The organism is Sphingobium yanoikuyae, from assembly GCF_034424525.1.
Taxonomy (GTDB): domain Bacteria; phylum Pseudomonadota; class Alphaproteobacteria; order Sphingomonadales; family Sphingomonadaceae; genus Sphingobium; species Sphingobium yanoikuyae.
Window position 1 is genome coordinate 600161 of record NZ_CP139979.1, and the last position, 20834, is coordinate 620994.

The window sequence follows — 20834 nt, forward strand, 5'->3', positions numbered from 1 at the left end:
ATGCAGCTCTCCGATCTCTCGGTCCGCCGGCCGGTCTTTTCGGCGGTGGTCGCGGTGCTGATGTGCATCGTCGGCCTGGTCGGCTATTTCAGCCTGTCGGTCCGCGAATATCCCGATACCGATCCGCCGATCGTCTCGGTCGAAACCACCTATACCGGCGCTGCCGCGTCGGTGGTGGAAACCCGCATCACCCAGCAGATCGAGGATGCGGTCGCGGGCGTGCAGGGCATCCAGACCATCACCTCGACCTCGCAGGACGGCACGTCCAACATCAATATCGAGTTCGATCCCTCGCGCGACATCGACAGCGCCGCCAATGACGTGCGCGACCGTGTCGGCTCGGTGACCGAGGATCTGCCCGAGGATGCGCTGGCGCCCGAAATCCGCAAGGTCGATTCCGACGCGCGATCGATCCTGTTCCTCGCCTTCTCGCGCCCCGGCTGGTCGCCGATCCAGATCAGCGACTATCTCGACCGCAACATTGCCGATCGCTTCGCCGCGATCGACGGCGTCGCCCGCGTCACCATCGGCGGCGAGGCGCGTCCGTCGACCCGTATCTGGTTCAACGCGGAAAAGCTGGCCGCCTTCGGCCTGACCCCGGCCGATGTCGAGGGGGCGCTGCGCACCCAGAATGTCGAGCTGCCCGCCGGCCGCTTTGAATCGAAGGATCAGAACCAGACGCTGCGCGTCGAGCGGCCCTTCGCCACGCCGGACCAGTTCGCGCAACTGGTCGTGGGCCGGGGCGAGGATGGCTATCAGGTGAAGCTGGGCGATGTCGCCCGGATCGAGGAAGGGGCCGAAAACCCCTATAGCAGCTTCCGTTCCAACCAGGGCACGGCGATCGGCATCGGCATCATCCGCCAGTCGGGCGCCAACACGCTGGAAGTGGCGCAGAAGGCCAAGGCGCTGATCAAGGAGCTGGAGCCGACCCTGCCCAAGGGCATGCGCGTCGCTATCGGCACCGACGAATCCCTGTTCATCGAACGCGCGATCGACAATGTCTATGACACGCTGATCGAGGCGGCTCTGCTCGTCATCCTCGTCATCTTCCTGTTCCTGGGATCGGTGCGCGCGACGATCGTGCCAGCGGTGACGGTGCCGATCTGCCTGCTCGCCACCTGCGCGGTGATGTGGCTGCTTGGCCTGTCGATCAACCTGCTGACCCTGCTCGCCTTCGTCCTCGCCATCGGCCTGGTGGTCGACGACGCGATCGTGGTGCTGGAAAATGTCTATCACCGCGTCGAGCAGGGCGACGATCCGCTGGTCGCCGCCTATCTCGGCACGCGGCAGGTGGGCTTTGCCATCATCTCGACCACCTTGGTCGTCTGCGCCGTGTTCGTGCCGGTCATGTTCCTCGCCGGCCAGACTGGCCTCTTGTTCCGTGAACTCGCCATTGCGATGATCGCGGCGATCGGCTTTTCGGGCTTCATCTCGCTCAGCCTTGCGCCGATGCTCTGCTCCAAGCTGCTGAAGAATGCCGAGCGCGGCCGGCTGGCGCGCTGGGTCGATGATCGCTTCCAGCGGATCGAGCATGGCTATGGCCGCTGGCTCGACTGGACGCTGAAGAAGCCGCTGATGCCGCTGCTGGGCGTCGCGATCTTCCTGGGCGTCGCCTTCTTCCTCTTCACCCGCCTGCCGGCCGAACTGGCCCCGGCCGAGGATACCGGCGTGGTCGAGGCCAATATCAACGCGCCCGAAGGCACCGGCTTCGACCGGATGATGGCCTATATGCAGAAGATCGAGAATGATCTCGCCTTCCTGCGTAAGGATGGCACGTTGCAGAATCTGGTGATCCGCACGCCCAGCGGTTTCGGTACCACCGACGATTACAATAACGGCAATGTCATCGCCTTCCTGCGGCCGTGGGAAGACCGCACCATCACCACGGCGGAAGTCGCGACCATCATCAACAAGGTGATTGCCGATCAGCCCGGCGTGCGCGGCAATGCCGCGCCGCGATCGGGGCTGGGCCGTGGTCGTGGCCTGCCGGTCAATATCGTGCTGGCCGGTTCCACCTATGAGGGGCTGGTGGCGGCGCGCGACCGCATCATGCTGGCGGCCGCGAGCTATCCGGGCCTGATCAACCTCGACAGCGATTACAAGGAAACCAAGCCGCAGATGCGGATCGAAACCGATCTGCAGCGCGCCGGCGACCTGGGCGTGTCGGTGAACGATGTCAGCCAGGCGCTGCAGAGCCTGCTCGGTTCGCGCCGCGTCACCACCTATGTCGACCGCGGCGAGGAATATCGCGTGCTGGTGCAGGCGGAGCGTGACGGGCGCCAGACGCTGGCTGATCTCGAACGTATCCAGGTGCGCAGCCGCAGCGGCGTGCTGGTGCCGCTGTCGGCGGTTGTGACCGTGCGCGAAGTGGCCGGGCCGCGTCAGCTCAACCGCTATAACAAGCTGCGCGCCATCACCCTGACCGCCGCGCTGGCGCCGGGGACGTCGCTGGGGCAGGGGCTGGCCTTCCTGGAGGATCAGGCGCGCCAGTCGCCCGAGGTGCTGGCGATCGGCTATCGCGGCGAAAGCCAGTCGCTGCGTGAGACCGGCGGGTCGATCTGGATCGTCTTCGGCCTCACCATCCTGATCGTCTATCTGCTGCTCGCCGCCCAGTTCGAAAGCTTCATCCACCCCGGCGTCATCATCGCGACGGTGCCGCTGGCGGTGGCGGGCGGCGCGCTGGGCCTGGCGATCACTGGCGGGTCGATCAACCTCTATAGCCAGATCGGCATCGTCATGCTGGTGGGCCTGGCCGCCAAGAACGGCATCCTGATCGTCGAGTTCGCCAACCAGTTGCGCGACGAGGGGATGGAGATTGCCGAGGCGATCCGCGAGGCGGCCAAGCGGCGTCTGCGCCCGATCCTGATGACGTCGATCGCGACCGTCATTGGCGCGGTGCCGCTGGTGCTGCGCGGCGGGGCCGGTGCGGCGGCGCGCCATTCGATCGGCGTGGTGATCGTCTTCGGCGTCAGCCTGGCAACGCTCATCACCTTGTTCCTCATTCCCATTTTCTATTCGCGCGTTGCCAAGCGCACGGTTTCTCCGCAAACCGTTGGTCGCAAACTGGATTCGGCGCTCAAGGATTCGCCTGAACCCGCCGAATAGCTTGGAGCTGCGTTGCCGATGAACGAGATCGCGTCCCAGGGTCAGTTGCGTCTTGCCTATCTGCGCTGGGCGTTGGTCACGGTGCCCGCGATCGTCTTTCTCGGCTTCCTGTCGGGCAGGCTTGCCAATAGCGGTTTTGGCAATCGCTGGTTCGCCTCGCTCAACCTGCCGGCGCTGATGCCGCCGGGTTGGGCCTTCGCCGTCGCCTGGACGATCCTCTATATACTGATGGCGCTGGCCTTCGCGATCGTGCTGCATGCGCGCGGGGCCAGGGGGCGGGGGGCGGCGGTCGCGCTGTTCCTGGTGCAGCTGGCGCTCAACCTTGCCTGGTCGCCGCTCTTCTTTCGTGCGCATCAGGTGGGGGCGGCGCTGGGGCTGATCCTGGTGCTGGCGCTCTTGGTGGCGCTCACCACCACCTTGTTCTGGCGGATCCGTCCCTTTGCCGGTGCGTTGATGTTGCCCTATCTGGTCTGGCTGGTCTTTGCCTCCTACCTCAACTATGAGGTCGGCCGCCTGAACCCGGATGCGCACAGGCTTGTCGCGCCGGCACTCCAGACCCAGATATGATTTCGGCGCATCCACGCGCCTGATACGAGGATAGACGATCATGCAGAGCGAGAACCGCTTTTTCGACGACCTGGCCAAGCTGGTGAACGGCGCTGCCGGCACGGTCGCGGGCATGACCCGCGAGTTCGAATCCAACGCGCGCGAGCGCGCCAAGGAATGGATCGGCGGCGTCGACTTCGTCAGCCGCGAGGAATTTGACGCGGTCAAGGCGATGGCCGCCGCCGCGCGCGAGGAAGTCGAACTGCTCAAGGCCCGCCTCGACGCGCTGGAAGGCAAGGCGCCCGAACCGGTTACCAAGACCGTGCGCGCCGCCAAGACGAAAGCTGTGGATAAGGATGCGGGCGCCGAGTAAGCGCCCTGTCCTTTCGCCGCTTGCGGTGATAAAGGCGCGCCGATGATGGATAGCGACGAATTTGAGAATGGCGGCCATGAGGCCGCGCCGATCGACATGCTGGCGGCCTTTTACGAGGCGCATGGCTGGAGCTATGAGCAGGTCGGCGAGGACGAGATCGTCGCGAGCACCCAGGGGTCGTGGGCGCAATATGAGCTGCGCGGCATCTGGCGCGACGAGGATCAGGTGCTGCAGCTTCTCGCGCTGCCCGACATCCGCGTCAATGACGACAAGCGCGCCGTCATCTACGAGACGCTGGGCCTGATCAACGAACAGCTCTGGCTCGGCCATTTCGAGCTGTGGTCGTCGAGCGGCATCATCCTGTTCCGCCACGGCGCCTTGCTGGGGCAGGGCGGCACGCTGACGCTGGACCAGGCGCAGGTGCTGATCGAGACCGCGATCGACGAGTGCGAGCGTTTCTATCCGGTGTTCCAGTTCGTCCTGTGGGGCGGCAAGAGCCCGAGCGAGGCGATCAGCGCGAGCCTGATCGAAACCCGCGGCGAAGCCTGACATTTCTGCCTGAAAGCCTGACCATGACCATTGCCTGCTGGCCCGATCATCTTTTCCTTGTCGGCTGCGGCAATATGGCGGGGCAGATGCTGACCCGCTGGCTGGCGTGCGGCCTCGACCCCGCCCGCGTCACCGTGCTGCGGCCGAGCGGCAAGCCGGTGGCGCACGGCGTGACCGTCGTCACCGCCTATCCCGCGGCGCTGCCGGCCGGCACGACCGTGCTGCTGGGCATGAAGCCCTACCAGATTGCCGATGTCGCGGCCGGGCTTGCGCCACTGCTGACGGCGGAGACGCGGCTGGTGTCGATCCTGGCGGGAACACCGATTGCAGACCTGCGCCGGCATTTCCCGGCGCCGCGCGATGTCGTCTGCGCCATGCCCAACCTGCCGGTCGGGCTGGGCGAGGGCGTGGTGGCGCTCTACACTGATGCGGCCACTGATGCGGCGGCCAAGGCCGACATTGCCGCGCTGATCGCGCCGCTGGGCCTAGCCGAATGGATGGGTGACGAAGCCCTGTTCAATCAGGTGACGGCCCTGTCGGGCTGCGGTCCGGCCTTCCTGTTCCGCTTCATCGATGCGTTGTCGCGCGCCGGCGAGGCGCTGGGCATTCCTGCCGATCAGGCCGCACGCATGGCGCTGGCCACGGTGCAGGGATCGGCGAACATGGCGGCGCGCGCCAGCGTCAGTCCGGCCACCCTGGCGGATCAGGTCGCCAGCCCCGGCGGCATGACGCGCCAGGGCCTCAATGTGCTGGACGCCGACAATCGCCTGCTCGACCTTTTGACCGACACGCTGGTCGCGGCGCGCGACCGGGGTGCGGCGATGGCGCGGGGCGAATAGGGACGGTTCCGGTCCGCGCCATTATCCGTTAAGGGGGCGCGATCGATATACGGAGTCCGTTCATGCTGTCCCCCGAAACCCCCATCCTGCTGCTCACCACCGGTGGCACGATCGACAAGGTCTATTTCGACGCCCTGTCCGACTATCAGGTCGGCGAGACGGTGATGGCCAAGCTGTTGCAGGTGGCACGGGTCAAGCGGCCCTTCCGCATCGAGGAAATCACCCGCAAGGACAGTCTGGAACTGGACGACACGGATCGTGCGCTGATCGCCGCCCGCGTTGCCGCTGCGCGCGAGAAGCATATCGTCATCACCCATGGCACCGATACCATGACCGAGACGGCCAAGCTGTTGCAGGATATTCCCGGCAAGACCGTCGTGCTGGTCGGTGCGCTGGCCCCGGCGCGCTTTGGCGAGAGCGATGCGAGCTTCAACCTTGGCATGGCCTTTGCCACCGCGCAGGTCGCCGAGCCGGGCGTCTATATCACCATGAGCGGATCGGTGTTCCGCGCCGACAAGGTGGTCAAGGACCGCGCCAAGGGCGCCTTTGTCCCGACCGGCGAGTAAGGGGGGCCAGCGGGGCGGCTGAAACCTTTGCCCGCTCTCCGGCATTGTTGCCCCCACGGGGTGACAAAGAGGAGAGACTTTATGGCAGATTATCAGGAACGCCCGGCGCCCACGACGACGATCATCGAAAAGCGCAGCGGCGGCGGTGGCACGACCATCGCGATCCTGTTGCTGGTCGTGGTGGTGGCGGTTGCCGCCTTCTTCCTGATCAGCAGCCAGACCCGCAAGGATGATGCCGTGTCGAGCGCGGCGAGCCAGGTCGGTCAGGCCGCAAGCGATGTCGGCGACGCCGCCAAGGATGCCGCCGACAGCGTGAAGGGCAATTGATCCAAAGGGCCGGCTTCCACAGCGAAGCCGGTCCTTTTTCAGACCATGATCTTGTCGAGCGCAGCGCAGAAGGCCTGCATGTCGGCCATGGAGCCGACGGTGACGCGCGACATGGTGGGCCAGGGCGCCCAGTTGCGGCCGATGCCGACACCCGCCGCCAGGAACTGGGCCTGCACGCCAGCGGCCGGCTTGCCCCAGTCGACCATGAACATGTTGGCGTCCGACGGGATGAACTTGACCCCGCGCTTGGTGAGATGGGCGAAGGTGAAGTCGCGCGCCGCAATCATCTCGGCCCGGCGCTGCTCGATCAGCGCCTTCTGCGTCAGCGCCACGGTGCCGCACACGACCGAGGGCAGGGGCAGGTTGGTCGACATGCGCTTGCCGTCATAGCGCATCATCCTGCCATGCAGGTCCGGTCGCGCGATGGTGGCGCCCAGCCGCATGCCGGCCATGCCGAACAGCTTGGAGAAGGTGCGCAGCACGATCACATCCTTGCCCTGCGCAACCAGCGGCGCGGCCGACTGGCCGTGCGAGAAATGGAGATAGGCTTCGTCCACCAGGACGATCGATCCGGCCGGCTTGTTGGCGACCAGCCATTCGATGTCGGCCACCGGCGTCAGCGTGCCGGTGGGGTTGTTGGGCGAGCAGATATAATAGAGGCCGGCGTCCGGATTGGCGGCCAGCATCGCCTTCACGTCGTGGCGATAATCGGGCGTCAGCGGCACCTTCGTCACCTTGGCGCCGGCCCATTCCGCCGTGCCCCAGGGTTGTTCATAGCTGACATCGGCGGTCACCAGCCCCTTTTGCGGCGAGCAGAAGGCGACGACGATGCGCGAGAGCGGGTCGCTGGACCCTGGCCAGGGCAGGACATGGTCGACCGGCACGCCCTCGATGGTCGCGAGCGTCTTCTTGAAGTCGGTGACTTCGGTGCCGGGGTGATAGAAATTGGCGTGTGAGACGATCTTCGCCGCGGCGGCCTGGGCGACGGGGAAGGGGCCGGTCCAGCATTCGTTGGAGCCGATCCGCACCTTGGGGAAATTGCCTTCTTCGGGGCCGTCATTGCGCTGCGCCCAGACCGGGGTGCCGGCGGTGGCGACCGCCACGCCCGCGCCCAGCACGCCCAATATGCGGGCGGCGTCGCGGCGCGAATAGCCGCGCTGGATCAAATCCTGTTGCGCGTCATCCTGGTCGTTCATGGCTATTCCCCTATGCGTCCTGAAGAACGGTTCGGGGGAGTCAACGGACGAGGGCGGGATTCCCGCAATGGCCTTGCCGTAACGAAGAAGGGCGCCCCTTGGGAGGGCGCCCATCGTCATGTTTCAGCCTGTTCGGGCGAAGCGATCAGCCTTCGACCTTGGCATATTTCGGCGCGGCCTCATTGAGGATGCGCAGGATCTTCTGCAGCGCAGTGGGCTCGTCGGTCTCTTCCATCGCGGCGAGTTCGCGGGCGAGGCGGCTGGAAGCGGCCTCGAAGATCTGGCGTTCGGAATAGCTCTGCTCGGGCTGGTCGTCGGCACGGAACAGGTCGCGGGTCACTTCGGCGATCGACACCAGGTCGCCCGAATTGATCTTCGCTTCATATTCCTGGGCGCGGCGCGACCACATGGTGCGCTTGACCTTGGGCTTGCCCTTCAGGGTTTCCATCGACTCCTCCAGCGTCTTGTTGGAGGACAGCTTGCGCATGCCGACGCCTTCGGCCTTGTTGGTGGGAACGCGCAGCGTCATGCGCTCCTTTTCGAAACGGAGCACATACAGCTCCAGTTCCATGCCCGCGATCTGCTCCTTTTGGAGTTCGATCACACGGCCCACGCCGTGCTTGGGGTAAACGACATAATCACCAACGTCAAAGGACAGCGCCTTGGCAGCCATTTGAAACCTTTCTATTCAACCGGGGAACGGGCCGTCGCGGGGCAGGTGCAGCAGGGGCACGAGTCGGGGAAAGTCCGCGGCGTCACCGTCAAGACATGATGCGAATACTCCAGGACGAACGCGACCATGTTCGTCCGCTGGGCGCTATTTAGCAGATTCGTAACAAAATTGCCACCCCCGGACACAAAGTCTGGGGGTGCGGCACAAAATGGGACGCTGCGCCTTGATGGCGCAGGATAATATCGATCAGCTGCCCTCGCCGGGTTCGGGCGAGAAGAACTGTTCCAGCTTGTTCTCTACGCCGCTCATCGCGTCGGCGTCAGCCGGGGCCTCGCCCTTGACCGTGATGTTGGGCCATTCGGCCGAATATTTGGTGTTGAGTTCCAGCCACTTCTCAAGGCCGTTCTCGGTGTCGGGCAGGATCGCCTCGGCCGGGCATTCCGGTTCGCACACGCCGCAGTCGATGCACTCATTGGGATTGATGACCAGCATGTTCTCGCCCTCGTAGAAACAGTCCACGGGGCAGACCTCGACGCAATCCATATATTTGCAGCGGATGCAGTTGTCGGTCACGACATAGGTCATTGTCAGGGCACTCTTTGGGTTGCGACAGCGGCGGCCCTGCTATGCCCGGCGCGCGCGAAGGTCAATGAGGATAATGTTGACGGGCGCGTAGGGGCGGTTTTGTGCTGTCGGCAGCGCAGATGGTCGGTCGGGCCGCCCGTTCGAGCGGCCCGAGCCATCGTCAACTGCGCACGTCGGATTCGGTGACGGGCGAGATCTTGATTTCGACGCGGCGGTTGGCGGCCTTGCCTTCCTCGGTCGCATTCGACGCGATCGGCTGGGTTTCGCCAAAGCCGCGGGTGGCGATGCGGGCCGACTGGACACCATGGCTGGTCAGATAGCCGGCGACCGACTGGGCGCGGCGTTCCGACAGCGTCTGATTATAGGCATCCGACCCGTCGCTGTCGGTGTGACCATATACGTCGATATAGGTCTTGGGATATTGCGACAGGATCGAGGATACCTCGTCCAGCGTGGGGCGGAACTGCGGCTGGACGCTGGCGTCGTTGAACGCGAAGGTGATGCCCGAGGGCATGCGCAGCAGCAGGTCGTCGCCCTGGCGGATCACGTCGACGCCGCTGCCGGCGGTCTGCTGGCGCAGCTTGCGTTCCTGTTCGTCCATATAGGAGCCGATGCCGGCGCCCGCGATCGCGCCGATGCCGGCGCCCAGGATCTTTTCGGTGCGGTCATGCCGGCCGCCGACCAGATCGCCCAGCAGATAACCGCCCAGTGCGCCGCCGATGCCGCCGATCGCCGCCTTCGACATGCGCTTCTGCCCGGTTTCCGGGTCGGTGGTGCAGGCGGTGGTGGTCAGCATCGCGGCCAGGCCGGCCGCCATCATGATCCGGTGCGAAATCCTCATTCTTCTATTCCCTTGTCCTTGGCATCCGCGTGGATGGATGCCTCCCTAATAAGCCAGGCGATGGATTGTTCCACAAGTGAACTGAACGGGCGATGATGGGATGGTTGTGAAAACGAAAGAATAAAGGTTATAGGGGAGGGGACCACCATGGCCACGATCCCCCCTCCCGCTCCGACGCCCTTCCCCTGGGTAGACCTCATCATCATCCTGGCGCTGGTCGCGCTGAACGGCGTCTTCGCGATGTCGGAGCTGGCCATCGTGTCCGCGCGCAAGCCACGGCTGCAGGCGATGGAGAAGGCGGGCAAGCGCGGTGCCAAGTCGGCTCTGCAACTGGCGGCGGACCCCGGCAAGTTCCTGTCGACCGTCCAGATCGGCATCACCCTGATCGGCATCATCTCCGGCGCCTATTCGGGCGCCAGCCTGGGCGGGCCGACCGGCGAACGGCTGGCGGCGCTGGGCCTGTCGCCCAATATGGCGGAAAATCTGGGCTTCGCGATCGTCATCGGCCTGACCACCTATGCCTCGCTGATCATCGGCGAACTGGTACCCAAGCAATTCGCCCTGCGCCAGCCCGAACCGATCGCCGTGCTGGTGGCGACGCCGATGCTGTATCTGGCAAAGCTGACCGCGCCGGTGGTGTGGGTGCTCGACAAGTCGAGCGGCCTCATCTTCAAGCTGCTGGGGCTGGACCGCGAATCGGAACATCATGTCACGGTCGAGGAACTGCATCTGATCGTGGCCGAGGCCAGCCGTTCGGGCATCATCGAGGAAAGCGAGCGCGCGATCATCTCGGGCGTGGTCCGCCTGGCCGACCGGCCGGTGCGCGAGGTGATGACCCAGCGCATGGATGTCGACTGGATCGACATCAACGCCGATGAGGAAACGATCCGCCTGCGCCTGCTGGAAACGCCGCATACCCGCCTGCCGGTGGGCCGCGGGTCGGTGGAGGATATCATCGGCATCGTCCAGGCACGCGACATCATGACCGCATTGTTCCGGGGCGAGGCGCTGGATATCGAGACGCTGCTGCGCAAGGCGGAGGTCGTGCCCGATCAGGTCGATGCCATGGATGCGCTGGAAGTGCTGCGCAAATCCGATGTGCCGATGGTGATGGTGCATGACGAATATGGCCATTTCGAAGGGATCGTGACCCCGGCCGACCTGCTGTCCGCCATTGCCGGCCATTTCGCGTCGGACCGCGACGCCTATGACGAACCCGACATTGTCGAGCGCGAGGATGGCAGCCTGCTGGTATCGGGCCAGATGCCGATCGACCAGTTGGCCGAGAGGATCGACATCAACCTGTCCGAGGATCGCGATTATGCGACGGTCGCCGGCCATGTCCTGTGGCTGCTCAAGCGGCTGCCGGAAATCGGCGACTATGCCGAAGATCAGGGCTGGCGCTTCGAGATTGTCGATATGGACGGGCGCAAGATCGACAAGCTGCTGGTCGCCCGGCTCTAGACGTGACAGGCACGGCGCTCGATGCGGTCGATCGCCTGGCCCTACGCCTGCTGGACGACAAAGAAGGCCTTGTCATCCTTGGCCTGTGCGGCGCCCAGGGCAGCGGCAAGAGCATGCTGGCCGGCGCGCTTGAGGCCCGGATGACCCGGCGCGGCATCGCCACCGCCATCCTGTCGATCGACGACCTTTATCTGACCCGCGCCGAACGGGCGCTGCTGGCCCGGACGGTCCATCCGCTGCTGCGGACGCGCGGCGTGCCCGGCACCCATGACATCGCATTGGGCATGGCCGTGCTGGACGATCTGGCCGCAGGCCACCCGGCGCGCCTGCCCCGCTTCGACAAGGCGGTGGACGACCGCCTGCCCGAAGACGCATGGCCGATCGCGCCGGCGGGGCTGCGCCTGCTGATCCTGGAGGGCTGGTGCGTTGGCGCCCGGCCACAGCCGGCGGCGGCGCTGGATGCGCCGGTCAATGCGCTGGAGCGGGACGAGGATGGCGACGGGCGCTGGCGACACTTCGCCAATGTTGCGCTGGCGGGCGATTATCAGGCGCTGTTCGGGCGAATCGATGGTCTGGCCTTGCTCGCCGCCCCCGGCTTCGACGTGGTGCAGCGCTGGCGCACCCAGCAGGAAGGCGATCTGCGCGCCGATGGCAGCGCCGTGATGAACCCGGATCAGATCGCCCGCTTCATCCAGCATTATGAGCGGCTGACCCGCCATATCCTGCGCGAAATGCCGGCACGGGCCGATCTGGTCGTGCAACTGGATGCCCGGCGCGGCGTGACGGCGGTGCAGGCAAAAGCCGGATAGCAAAAGGGGCGCAGCCAACGGCCACGCCCCCTTTCCTCAAACCATCATATTCTTACTGGGCCGCGTTCTCGGCCGGGGCTTCCGCCGCATTGGCGGCATTGTCGCCCCCTTCGGCCGCGGCGCCATTGTCGGCGGCGGCAGCGGCCGGCGCGGCATCGGCGGCCGGCAGCGGCAAGTTGGATCCCTGCGTGTTCAGCCAGGCGATCAGGTTGGCGCGATCGGCCGGGTTGGAGAGGCCGGCAAAGGTCATCTTGGTGCCGGGGGCAAATTCACGCGGGCTTTTCAGCCAATGGTCGAGATTGTCGAAGCTCCATTCGCCGCCCTTGCTCTTGAGCGCTTCGGAGAAGGCGAAGCCGCCCTTGCCCTGGCCGATGCCTTCGCCGACGGTGGCATAGAGATTGGGGCCGATGCCGTTGGCGCCGCCCTGGTTGACGGTGTGGCAGGCGGCGCATTTCGCGAACACTTTCTCGCCGGCCGCGACATCCGCGCTGGCGAGCAGGGTGTTGAGGCCGGGGCCGCTGTCGCCGCCACCTTCGCCTTCCACCTCGACGCCCTCGATCGCATAGCCCATCTTTTCGGGCCGTTCATCGTGGAAATATTTGGAACTGACGATCGCGCCACCCAGCGCGATGATGCCTGCAAACAACGCCCACCCTGCAACGGTGTTGAATCGATCGCCCATCCGCAGATTTCCCTCGCATCTTTGTTATGGAGGCTGTCGTGCGCTCCCCCACTTAAGCACTTGCCATAATGGGGGATAGGCCGGGGTGCAACCCGCCGTGGCGCTTTTCGCGCCCCGCCGCCCCGCCGATGCTTGCGCGCGATCCCCCAACTGCCTAAGCGCGCAGGCACGCATGGAAAATTATCCCGCCCCCGCTCGCGCGCTGGTCGCCGACATGTCGCAAAAGGCCGCTGCCGATCCGGCGCGCGCCGTCGCCTATCAGGGCGCGCCCGGTGCCAATTCGCACCTGGCCGCGCTTGGCTACGCCCCCGATTGCGTGCCGCTGCCCAGCTTTGCGTTCGAGGATGCGATCGACGCTGTGCGCAATGGCCTTGCCGCCCGAGCGATCATTCCGATCGAGAACAGCCTGCACGGCCGCGTCGCCGACATGCATTTCCTGCTGCCCGAATCCGGGCTGCACATCGTCGACGAATATTTCCTGCGCATCCGCCACTGCCTGATGGCGCCCGACACGGTGCCGGTGAAGAGTGCGATCAGCCATCCGCAGGCGCTGGGCCAGTGCCGCCATTATCTGCGCGAGCGCGGCATCCAGCCGGTCGCCTATGCCGACACCGCCGGCGCCGCCGCGCTGGTGGCGGAAACGCGGGCGCCGGGCGAGGGGGCGATCGCCCCCTATCTGGCCGCCGAAATCTATGGCCTGCGCCTGATCGCCGAGAATATCGAGGATAGCGACGACAATATGACCCGCTTCCTGGTGCTGGCGCGCGAGCCCAAGGCGCCGGCGGCCGGCGTCGGCCCGGTCATGACCACCTTCCTGTTCGAGGTGAAGAATATCCCGGCCGCCCTCTACAAGGCGATGGGCGGCTTTGCGACCAATGGCGTCAACATGACCAAGCTGGAAAGCTATCAGCGCGGCGCCAGCTTTGCCGCGACCGAATTCTATTGCGATATCGAAGGGATGCCGGGCGACCCGGCGGTCGACCGCGCGCTCGCCGAGCTGGAATTCCACACCAAATGGGTGCGCGTGCTGGGCAGCTACCGCCAGGCCCGCCCCCGCACCTGAATGGTGCGCCCGATAAAGGGCGGTTTCAGGGTCACTCCTGGGTTTCTCCAGGGTCACATCGCGAAGTTCACAGTGTCGTGACGCGATGATATCGGCGTTTTGCGGCGTTTTCGCGCCTGAAACGCGCCGCCGGCGCGCCTGTTCGATCACATCCGGGTCATGGCGACGCGCCATCAGGGTCACGGCTACGCGCCTGTTGGGTTGCGGGGGTGGCGGCGCATGAGTGCGCGCGGAGGGGCGAGGTGGCGGCTGCTTCATCGCGGAGGATAGATCAGATATTGGTGGAGTAGGAAAGTAGGGCTGGGTTTGGCCGCTAGGCGACTATCCGGTTCGGAGCTGGGTTGCGTGGATAGCTGACGGTCGTGCGGAGTCGGCAGCCGACCAACTCAAGACGTTCAGCATCACTGACGTAAGCGTCAGCATTTGCCGTAACCCGCCGTTCAGATCACGCAAACCGGCCGGTTGGCTGTGCGGCCTCATCTCCGTCGTTCCATGAGCCATAAGCGAGATGCGATAGCCGTCGACTGATCGCAAGCTGACTTGCCGCAGGCCCCATTTTGCTCGAATGTCAAAGATGATACAGAGACGCTGAGGGGGGGGGGCTGCCAGGGATGAACGACATCACACTGCATTCGCCAAACTTAGATAAGCTTGAGATCGGGCCACTAAGCGCCAAATTTAGCGCGCGTGGCGATCGTATCCTGCGATATTACATTGATATCCGGCACAAGACAATGAACCTGCACCGCGAACTCGGCGCTCCCGAGTTGTTCATCCTGCAGAGCAAGGTCGATGCGCTGCTCGCCGATTGGGACGCAAAGCTAGTTGCATTCGAAACCAAGCGGCTGTTTCAGACCGGGAAGGGCGCGGCCGACGAAATGACTGCCGACGCGATCCGCGCCCAAGAGGGTATCGGTCGGATCCTTGCGCATACCCTAACGATCGACGACGCTATCGATTGGAACACACTTAAAGACCACAGGGCATATGCGATGCCCGCGAAGTTCCCCGAAGCGCGGCCCACCACCGCCGCACGGCCGGAGCCAGCCTACGAGGCTCCGCAAATCGGCTTACTCGATAAGCTATTGGGAAAGCGCAGACATCTCGAAGACCAGGTTGCAAGGCGTAACGCTCGCGCGGGTGAGGAATGGCGGACTGCGGAGGCTGAGCGCGAGGCAGGTTACGCGGCGGACATCGCAGCGTGGACACTTCGCGAAGAAGCGTTCTGGACCGGGCACGAGGCCGCAAAGGCTGAGTTCCTTGCCGCGCAGGCCGCTTCACATGCCAAGATCGACGCTTTGCGCAACGCGATCGCCGACCGTGATCCAGACGCCGTAATCGAGCATGCCTCGCTCGTCCTAGAGAACTCTGAGTACAGCGGATTGTTCGAGAAATCGTACGACATGCAGTATCGGCCGGCTGACCGGCTGCTCATGTTGGCGTACCGCCTGCCGGGACCCGATGACCTTCCACAGGTCAAGGCCGTCAAATACGTCAAGGCGACCGGCGAGCTAACCGAGACGCGCATTTCCGACCGTGATCGCAAGGCGAATTTCGATAGCGCGAGTTATCAGATTTGCCTGCGCACCCTTCACGAACTTTTCGAAGCCGACGTCGATGGCAACCTCGATGCTATTCTGTTTAACGGCATGGTCGAATCGATCGATCCCGCCACCGGACTGGAGCGGCAGGGCTGCATCATGTCGATCCTCGCGAAACGTGACGAATTTTGCCGCATCGACCTCTCCCGCGCCGATCCGAAGGCCTGCTTCAAGGCGCTGAAGGGCGTCTCCGCTGCAAACCTCGCCGCACTGGCGCCTGTCCCGCCGGTGATCGAGATGGATCGTGAAGATCGCCGTTTTATCGACGAACGCGAGGTAGTTGGCGGGATCGACGCCTCGACCAATCTCGCCTCGATTTCGTGGGACGATTTCGAGCACCTAGTGCGTGAGCTGTTCGAGAAGGAGTTCCTAAGCCGCGGCGGTGAGGTGAAGGTCACTCAGTCGTCAAGCGACGGAGGGGTCGACGCGATCGCCTTTGACCCCGATCCGATCAGCGGTGGCAAGATCGTTATTCAGGCGAAGCGTTACACGCGCACCGTCGGCGTTTCGGCGGTCCGCGACCTCTTTGGCACGGTGATGAACGAGGGTGCCTCACGCGGCATTCTTGTGACGACCTCTGATTACGGGCCTGACGCCTACCGCTTCGCCAGCGATAAGCCTCTGGCGCTGCTCAATGGAGCCAACCTGCTCCACATGCTAGAGCGGCACGGCTACCAGGCGCGAATAGACGTCGCCGAGGCTCGAGCTGCCCGACCTTGATGCGTCTCGCCATCTACCGGCATCAAGGCTTTGCTCGTTCGATGGATCACTGCAACGCGGAATTAAAAGGAGCGTTTTCCTGTTTTAACCGCCCGATCCTGCATATCCAATCATTCCGCTGTTGAGTTCTGGCAGATGCCGCATGACCGCTACTGGCCGGACCTGCCGTTCGCGAATTCGCGAGGGAACAGCAGCAATGTCCCAGGCCAAGTCAAATCTGGATGTCCGCTCTGGGGTGCAGGAAAATTGCCGTCGAACTGCAAGGATGGCGCTAACCAGCCATCAGCCCCTCCCACCCCCTCCGCTTCCGCTCCCCTGCAATCATCGCTATAGCCCCGCCATGGTCGCTGCGATCCTCTTGTCCGGGCTGGCGATGACGCTGATCGTCGGGGTGCGCTATCTGATTGCCAGTGGCGGTTTTGCGCTGGCGACAAGGCTGCGGCAGCCGGGCCTCTATCGCGGGCAGGGGCGACAGATCGGGCGGGAGATTGGCTGGTCGCTGGCGTCTGCGGCGATCTATGGCATTCCCGCCGGGGTCGTCGCCTGGGGCTGGCAGGCGCGGGGCTGGACGCGCATCTATGAGGATGTCGGCCGCTATCCGCTCTGGTATCTGCCGGTGTCGGTGCTGCTCTATCTCGCCGCGCATGACACATGGTTCTACTGGACGCACCGGTGGATGCACGCGCCCCGGCTGTTCCGCATCGCCCATGCCGTCCATCATGCGAGCCGGCCACCGACCGCCTGGGCGGCGATGAGCTTTCATCCGTGGGAGGCGCTGACCGGGGCGGTGGTGATCCCGGCTTTGGTCTTCCTGATCCCGATCCATGTCGGCGCGCTGGGCGTGGTGCTGTCGATCATGACGATCATGGGCGTGTCCAACCATATGGGGTGGGAGATGTTTCCGCGCTGGATGGTGCGCGGGCCGATCGGCCGCTGGCTGATCACCGCCAGCCATCATCAGCGGCATCATGAGCAATATCGGTGCAATTATGGCCTCTATTTTCGCGTCTGGGACCGGCTGTGCGGCACCGACCGGGGGCTGGGGGATTTCGGGCGTGATTTGAGGAAGGAACAGGCGTGATCGGTCGGGTGGTGTTTGCGGTGGTGGCGATGGCGGGACTGGCGGGGGCGGCGCCGGTGGACCTGGCCCAGCCGATCAGCATGACGGCCGAAGGGCTGCGGTCGGCCAAGGGGCGCATCCTGATCTGCGTGGCGCGATCGGCCGACTATTTTCCCGATTGCAGCAAGGATCCCGACAAGCGCCACCTGATCGTGGCGACGACGGGCAATGCCATCCCGCTCGGCAATCTGGCGCCGGGCGACTATGCGATCGCGATCATCCATGACGAAAATGGCAATGGCAAGCTGGACACTTTTGCCGGCATTCCGCGCGAAGGCGTGGGCTTTTCGCGCAATCCGGTGCTGCGCTTTGGCGCGCCCAGCTTCCGGTCGGCCGAGTTCGTCGTGAGCGGCGCGCCGGTGCGGCAGGCGATCCGGCTCAAATATTTCCTGTAAGGCGGCGCGCGCGCCCCGACTTGTCCAGCAGGGGTGACGCCCCACATAAGGCGCTGTATGACGGCGGCGACTAACCGCATTGCAGGAGAATGAAGCGTGGCGACCCTGGGACTGAGCGAGGCCGACAAGGCGGCCGTGGAGGCGTTTCGCCAGGATGTGGTGGAGCCTTCGCGCACGAGCCTGGTGATCGTCGACTTCTGGGCCGAATGGTGCGGCCCGTGCAAGCAACTGGCGCCGGTGATCGAGAAGGTGTGCGCCGACTATGCCAGCAAGGGCGTCAAGCTGGTGAAGGTGAATGTCGATGAAAATGGCTTCATCGCCAGCCAGTTCCGCGTCCAGTCGATCCCGACCGTCTATGCCGTGTTCCAGGGCCAGCCGGTCGCGGACCTGAGCCAGGCGCGGACCGAGGGGCAGTTGAAGCAATATCTCGACCAGTTGCTGAGCCAGTTGCCGATCGAATCGGACGAGAAGGCGCAGGCGGAAGAGATTGCGCCGCTGATCGCGATGGGCGAGGAAATGCTGGCCGGCGGCGAGGCGGAGCGCGCTTTGTCGGTGTTCCAGCAGATTGCCGACATCGCGCCCGACAATGCCGAAGTGCTGAGCGGCCTGCTGCGCGCGCTGGTGGCGCTGGGGCAACTGGACGAGGCCGATGCGCTGCTCGCCGAACTGCCCGCCGAGATGCAGAAGGACCAGGCGATCGAGCGCGCGAAGGCGGCGCTGGCGCTGGCCCGCAATGCCAGGCCCGTCGCCGACCTGTCGGGGGTCGAGGCGCGGCTGGCGGCCGATGCCGACGATCATGAGGCGCGCTTCGAGCTGGCGACCGGACTGATGGGCAATGGCGACCGGGATGGCGCGGCCGAGCAGCTGCTGGAGATCGTGCGCCGCGACCGGGCCTGGAATGACGGCGCCGCGCGCACCCAGCTTCTGACCCTGTTCGAGGCGGTCGGGCTGGAAGATCCGTGGGTGTCGGCGCAGCGCCGCAAGCTGTCGCAGATCCTGTTTTCGTAAAGGATCGGTGAGCCGGTGAACCGCGCGCGCATCTCGATCTTTCCGCTGTCCGGCGCGCTGCTGCTGCCGGGCATGGAACTGCCGCTGCATATCTTCGAGCCGCGTTATCGCGCGTTGGTGCAGGATGCGTCCGCGCGCGACCGGCGCATCGGCATGATCCAGCCGCGCAGCGAGGGGCAGAAGCCGCCGCTGTTCGATGTCGGCTGCCTGGGGCGGATCAGCCATATCGAGGCGCTGGACGATGGCCGGTTCAACATCATCCTGACCGGGCTGGCCCGGTTCCGGCTGGTGCGCGAGCTGGAGGTGTCGACGCTGTTCCGCCAGATCGAGGCGGAGGTCGAGCAGGCGCCGGAGGATGAGGTGCTGCATCTGGTCGAGCGGGCCGCGCTGGAGCAGGAATCGCGCCGCTTTGCCGATGCGCTGGGCTATGCGGTCGACTGGACGGCGGTGTCGCGGCTGGACGACATGGCGCTGGTCAACGGCATCGCCCAGATCGCGCCGTTCAACCCGGCGGCCAAGCAGACGCTGCTGGAGGCCGACACGCTGAGCGAGCGGGCCGACCGGATCATCCAGCTGATGCAGATCGTCGGCCGCGCCGAGCGCGACGGCGGCGCGACGATGCAATGAGCGAGAGCATGAGCGAAGAGACAGCCCCGATCGATCCCTGGCTGCTGGCCAAGCTGGTCTGCCCGGCGACGCGCACGCCGCTGCGCTGGGACGGCGCGCGCCAGGCGCTGGTGTCGGACGCGGCGGGCCTCGCCTATCCGGTGCGCGACGGCGTGCCGGTGCTGGTGGTGCGGGAAGCGATCGCGCTTTCCTGACCGGACACGGCCGGTGTCGGCCTAACCCTGTCCGCCGAGCAGCTGATATTTGAGGCCCATGGCCTGGGCGAGGTTGCGCAGGCGGCGTTCGACCGCTTCGCCGTAGAGATCGGCATCCTCGTCGCGCAGGTGGAGGTCGATGCGGTCGCCATGCCGTTCCAGATGGGAAATGGCGAGCGGGCCTTCGACGCCGCCCGACAGGCGCTGGGCCAGGCGGATGGCGAGGCCCCAGAGCGCGGCGCGGCGCAGCGCGTCGGGGCTGGCCATGCGGTCGAGGTTGGGCAGCGTGCCGACATCGCCGCCGAAATGGGTGTGCAGCGCCTGACCCAGCATCGCCCGCTCGGCAGCGGTGATGCCGACCCAGTTGCTGTGCAGGGCGATTTCGACGCCGCGTTCCGCGCGGAAATCGGGATTGGCGCGCCAGCTGACATCGGCCAGCAGGCAGGCGGCGCGGCGGATGCGGCGGGCATCCTTGTCATCGTCGGGGAAGAGCGGCGCGATCCAGCGGTCGATACGGTCGCCATGGCCGCGGAAGCGGGCCTGTGCCTCTCCTTCCGCCTCGGCCGCGACCAGCAGCGGGTCATGAGCGCGGATATCGTCGGGCAGATTTTCGTAGAGCAGCCCTTCGCGCAGGCCATAGGCCGACACGATCATCCGGCTGGACTTGAGCTGGCGCACGACCACAGACAGCAGCGCGGCGGCATCCGGCAAGGTCGGCACGCGCGATCCGGTCATCGCCGGGATCTGCTTCAGCCGGCCCTTGTCGACATGGGAGATGATGCGGGTGAGCTGTTCGGCACGGGCCGCGCTCATCTCATATTGATGCACCACCGGCAGCGGGAAATGGGTGAGCTGCATGTCGAAGCGGGCAAGCGAGCGCCAGGAGCCGCCGACAAGATAGAAGGGCAGGTCCGGTTCCGCCTGCCAGCCGGCCTTTTCCAGCATCTTGGCAACGCAGCGATCCAGCGCGCGCGGCCCCTTGGCCCGGATCTGCGGCAGGCGCAGCACGCCCAGCGGCAGCGAGATGGTCTGTTCGACCGCGCCCTTGCGCACGCGGGCCAGTTCCAGGCTGCCGCCACCCAGGTCGCCAACGATGCCGTCGGCATCGGGAATGCCCGACAGCACGCCCATGGCAGCGCCGATCGCCTCCTGCGCGCCCGACAGCAGTTCGACGGTCAGGCCCATAGCCTTGGCACGGGTGATGAACTCGGCGCCATTGGTGGCGTCGCGCACGGCGGCCGTCGCCACGCAGCGTATGTCGGTGACGCGCATGTCGCGGCACAGATGGGCAAAGCGGCCGATGGCACGCAGGCCGCGCTCCATCGCTTCCGGTTCGATCGCACCGGTCTTGGCCAGCGAGGCACCCAGGCCCGCCATCACCTTTTCATTGAACAGGATGAAGGGGATGCGGCGCGGCCCGTCATAGACGACCAGGCGGACGCTGTTGGAGCCGATGTCGATGATCGCCGAGCGCGCCGTGGCGGGTTCGGGCGAGGTCGCCATGGTCTCCGCCATGGCGCGCACGCGGCTGAGCATCGAGTTCATCGCGCG

Annotated in this window: 22 protein-coding genes; 16 read left to right on the forward strand and 6 right to left on the reverse strand. The window is 65.4% G+C overall.

What is annotated here, in order from left to right; translation table 11 throughout:
• The 7 genes from U0025_RS02765 to U0025_RS02795 all read left to right on the forward strand — a co-directional run bounded on the left by U0025_RS02765 (window position 1) and on the right by U0025_RS02795 (window position 6305).
• A complete protein-coding gene (locus tag U0025_RS02765; RefSeq protein ID WP_004211088.1) occupies window positions 1-3105 on the forward strand; it encodes an efflux RND transporter permease subunit in 3105 nt (1034 codons plus the stop codon).
• Between the two features lie 18 nt (window positions 3106-3123).
• Entirely contained in the window at window positions 3124-3672 is a 549-nt protein-coding gene (locus U0025_RS02770) for a TspO/MBR family protein (RefSeq protein ID WP_004211089.1), read from the forward strand.
• A gap of 40 nt (window positions 3673-3712) precedes the next feature.
• The gene (locus tag U0025_RS02775) at window positions 3713-4024 is read left to right on the forward strand and encodes an accessory factor UbiK family protein (RefSeq protein WP_004211090.1); all 312 of its coding nucleotides are present in this window, start codon (window positions 3713-3715) and stop codon (window positions 4022-4024) included.
• 42 nt (window positions 4025-4066) lie between these two features.
• Window positions 4067-4573 (forward strand): type III secretion system chaperone family protein, encoded by a 507-nt coding sequence (locus U0025_RS02780; protein WP_004211091.1) that lies wholly within the window; start codon window positions 4067-4069, stop codon window positions 4571-4573.
• Between the two features lie 23 nt (window positions 4574-4596).
• Window positions 4597-5412 carry a pyrroline-5-carboxylate reductase family protein gene (locus tag U0025_RS02785; protein ID WP_037491111.1) on the forward strand — a complete coding sequence of 272 codons (816 nt, stop codon included), beginning with the start codon at window positions 4597-4599 and terminating at the stop codon, window positions 5410-5412.
• A 62-nt stretch (window positions 5413-5474) separates the two neighbouring features.
• On the forward strand, window positions 5475-5978 hold the full coding sequence (locus tag U0025_RS02790) for an asparaginase domain-containing protein (protein WP_004211094.1): 504 nt from the start codon (window positions 5475-5477) through the stop codon (window positions 5976-5978).
• Between the two features lie 81 nt (window positions 5979-6059).
• Window positions 6060-6305: a hypothetical protein gene (locus tag U0025_RS02795; protein ID WP_004211096.1), complete on the forward strand. Its 246-nt coding sequence runs from the start codon at window positions 6060-6062 to the stop codon at window positions 6303-6305.
• 38 nt (window positions 6306-6343) lie between these two features.
• Here the strand turns inward: U0025_RS02795 and U0025_RS02800 are convergent, their stop codons facing one another.
• The 4 genes from U0025_RS02800 to U0025_RS02815 all read right to left on the reverse strand — a co-directional run bounded on the left by U0025_RS02800 (window position 6344) and on the right by U0025_RS02815 (window position 9600).
• The gene (locus tag U0025_RS02800) at window positions 6344-7501 is read right to left on the reverse strand and encodes a pyridoxal phosphate-dependent aminotransferase (RefSeq protein ID WP_004211098.1); all 1158 of its coding nucleotides are present in this window, start codon (window positions 7499-7501) and stop codon (window positions 6344-6346) included.
• A 145-nt stretch (window positions 7502-7646) separates the two neighbouring features.
• On the reverse strand, window positions 7647-8174 hold the full coding sequence (locus tag U0025_RS02805; protein ID WP_004211100.1) for a CarD family transcriptional regulator: 528 nt from the start codon (window positions 8172-8174) through the stop codon (window positions 7647-7649).
• A gap of 246 nt (window positions 8175-8420) precedes the next feature.
• A complete protein-coding gene (fdxA, locus tag U0025_RS02810) occupies window positions 8421-8759 on the reverse strand; it encodes a ferredoxin FdxA (RefSeq protein WP_004211101.1) in 339 nt (112 codons plus the stop codon).
• Between the two features lie 160 nt (window positions 8760-8919).
• Window positions 8920-9600, reverse strand: a complete 681-nt coding sequence (locus U0025_RS02815; RefSeq protein ID WP_029547626.1) for an OmpA family protein — start codon at window positions 9598-9600, stop codon at window positions 8920-8922.
• Window positions 9601-9747: 147 nt separating this feature from the next.
• Between U0025_RS02815 and U0025_RS02820 the strand changes: the two genes are divergently transcribed.
• Together U0025_RS02820 and U0025_RS02825 are read left to right on the forward strand one after the other, a co-directional pair.
• Window positions 9748-11064, forward strand: a complete 1317-nt coding sequence (locus U0025_RS02820; RefSeq protein WP_004211105.1) for a hemolysin family protein — start codon at window positions 9748-9750, stop codon at window positions 11062-11064.
• 2 nt (window positions 11065-11066) lie between these two features.
• Window positions 11067-11873 carry a hypothetical protein gene (locus U0025_RS02825; RefSeq protein WP_004211107.1) on the forward strand — a complete coding sequence of 269 codons (807 nt, stop codon included), beginning with the start codon at window positions 11067-11069 and terminating at the stop codon, window positions 11871-11873.
• Between the two features lie 52 nt (window positions 11874-11925).
• Here U0025_RS02825 and U0025_RS02830 read toward each other — a convergent pair whose 3' ends face one another.
• On the reverse strand, window positions 11926-12555 hold the full coding sequence (locus U0025_RS02830; RefSeq protein WP_004211108.1) for a c-type cytochrome: 630 nt from the start codon (window positions 12553-12555) through the stop codon (window positions 11926-11928).
• 172 nt (window positions 12556-12727) lie between these two features.
• Between U0025_RS02830 and U0025_RS02835 the strand changes: the two genes are divergently transcribed.
• The 7 genes from U0025_RS02835 to U0025_RS02865 all read left to right on the forward strand — a co-directional run bounded on the left by U0025_RS02835 (window position 12728) and on the right by U0025_RS02865 (window position 19283).
• Window positions 12728-13618, forward strand: a complete 891-nt coding sequence (locus U0025_RS02835) for a prephenate dehydratase (RefSeq protein WP_004211109.1) — start codon at window positions 12728-12730, stop codon at window positions 13616-13618.
• Window positions 13619-14229: 611 nt separating this feature from the next.
• A complete protein-coding gene (locus tag U0025_RS02840; RefSeq protein ID WP_072896137.1) occupies window positions 14230-15939 on the forward strand; it encodes a restriction endonuclease in 1710 nt (569 codons plus the stop codon).
• A 340-nt stretch (window positions 15940-16279) separates the two neighbouring features.
• Window positions 16280-17020, forward strand: coding sequence for a sterol desaturase family protein (locus U0025_RS02845; RefSeq protein ID WP_004211111.1), 741 nt, complete (start codon window positions 16280-16282; stop codon window positions 17018-17020).
• Window positions 17017-17454 carry a DUF2141 domain-containing protein gene (locus U0025_RS02850; protein ID WP_004211112.1) on the forward strand — a complete coding sequence of 146 codons (438 nt, stop codon included), beginning with the start codon at window positions 17017-17019 and terminating at the stop codon, window positions 17452-17454. The genes U0025_RS02845 and U0025_RS02850 overlap by 4 nt, the downstream gene beginning before the upstream one ends.
• A 96-nt stretch (window positions 17455-17550) precedes the next feature.
• On the forward strand, window positions 17551-18462 hold the full coding sequence (locus tag U0025_RS02855) for a tetratricopeptide repeat protein (RefSeq protein ID WP_004211113.1): 912 nt from the start codon (window positions 17551-17553) through the stop codon (window positions 18460-18462).
• A 15-nt stretch (window positions 18463-18477) separates the two neighbouring features.
• Window positions 18478-19089, forward strand: a complete 612-nt coding sequence (locus tag U0025_RS02860) for an LON peptidase substrate-binding domain-containing protein (RefSeq protein WP_004211114.1) — start codon at window positions 18478-18480, stop codon at window positions 19087-19089.
• Between the two features lie 8 nt (window positions 19090-19097).
• Window positions 19098-19283 carry a Trm112 family protein gene (locus U0025_RS02865; protein ID WP_004211115.1) on the forward strand — a complete coding sequence of 62 codons (186 nt, stop codon included), beginning with the start codon at window positions 19098-19100 and terminating at the stop codon, window positions 19281-19283.
• A gap of 21 nt (window positions 19284-19304) precedes the next feature.
• On the opposite strand, the gene U0025_RS02870 is transcribed toward U0025_RS02865, so the two are convergent.
• Window positions 19305-20828 (reverse strand): Ppx/GppA family phosphatase, encoded by a 1524-nt coding sequence (locus U0025_RS02870; RefSeq protein ID WP_004211116.1) that lies wholly within the window; start codon window positions 20826-20828, stop codon window positions 19305-19307.
• Window positions 20829-20834 lie beyond the last annotated feature (6 nt).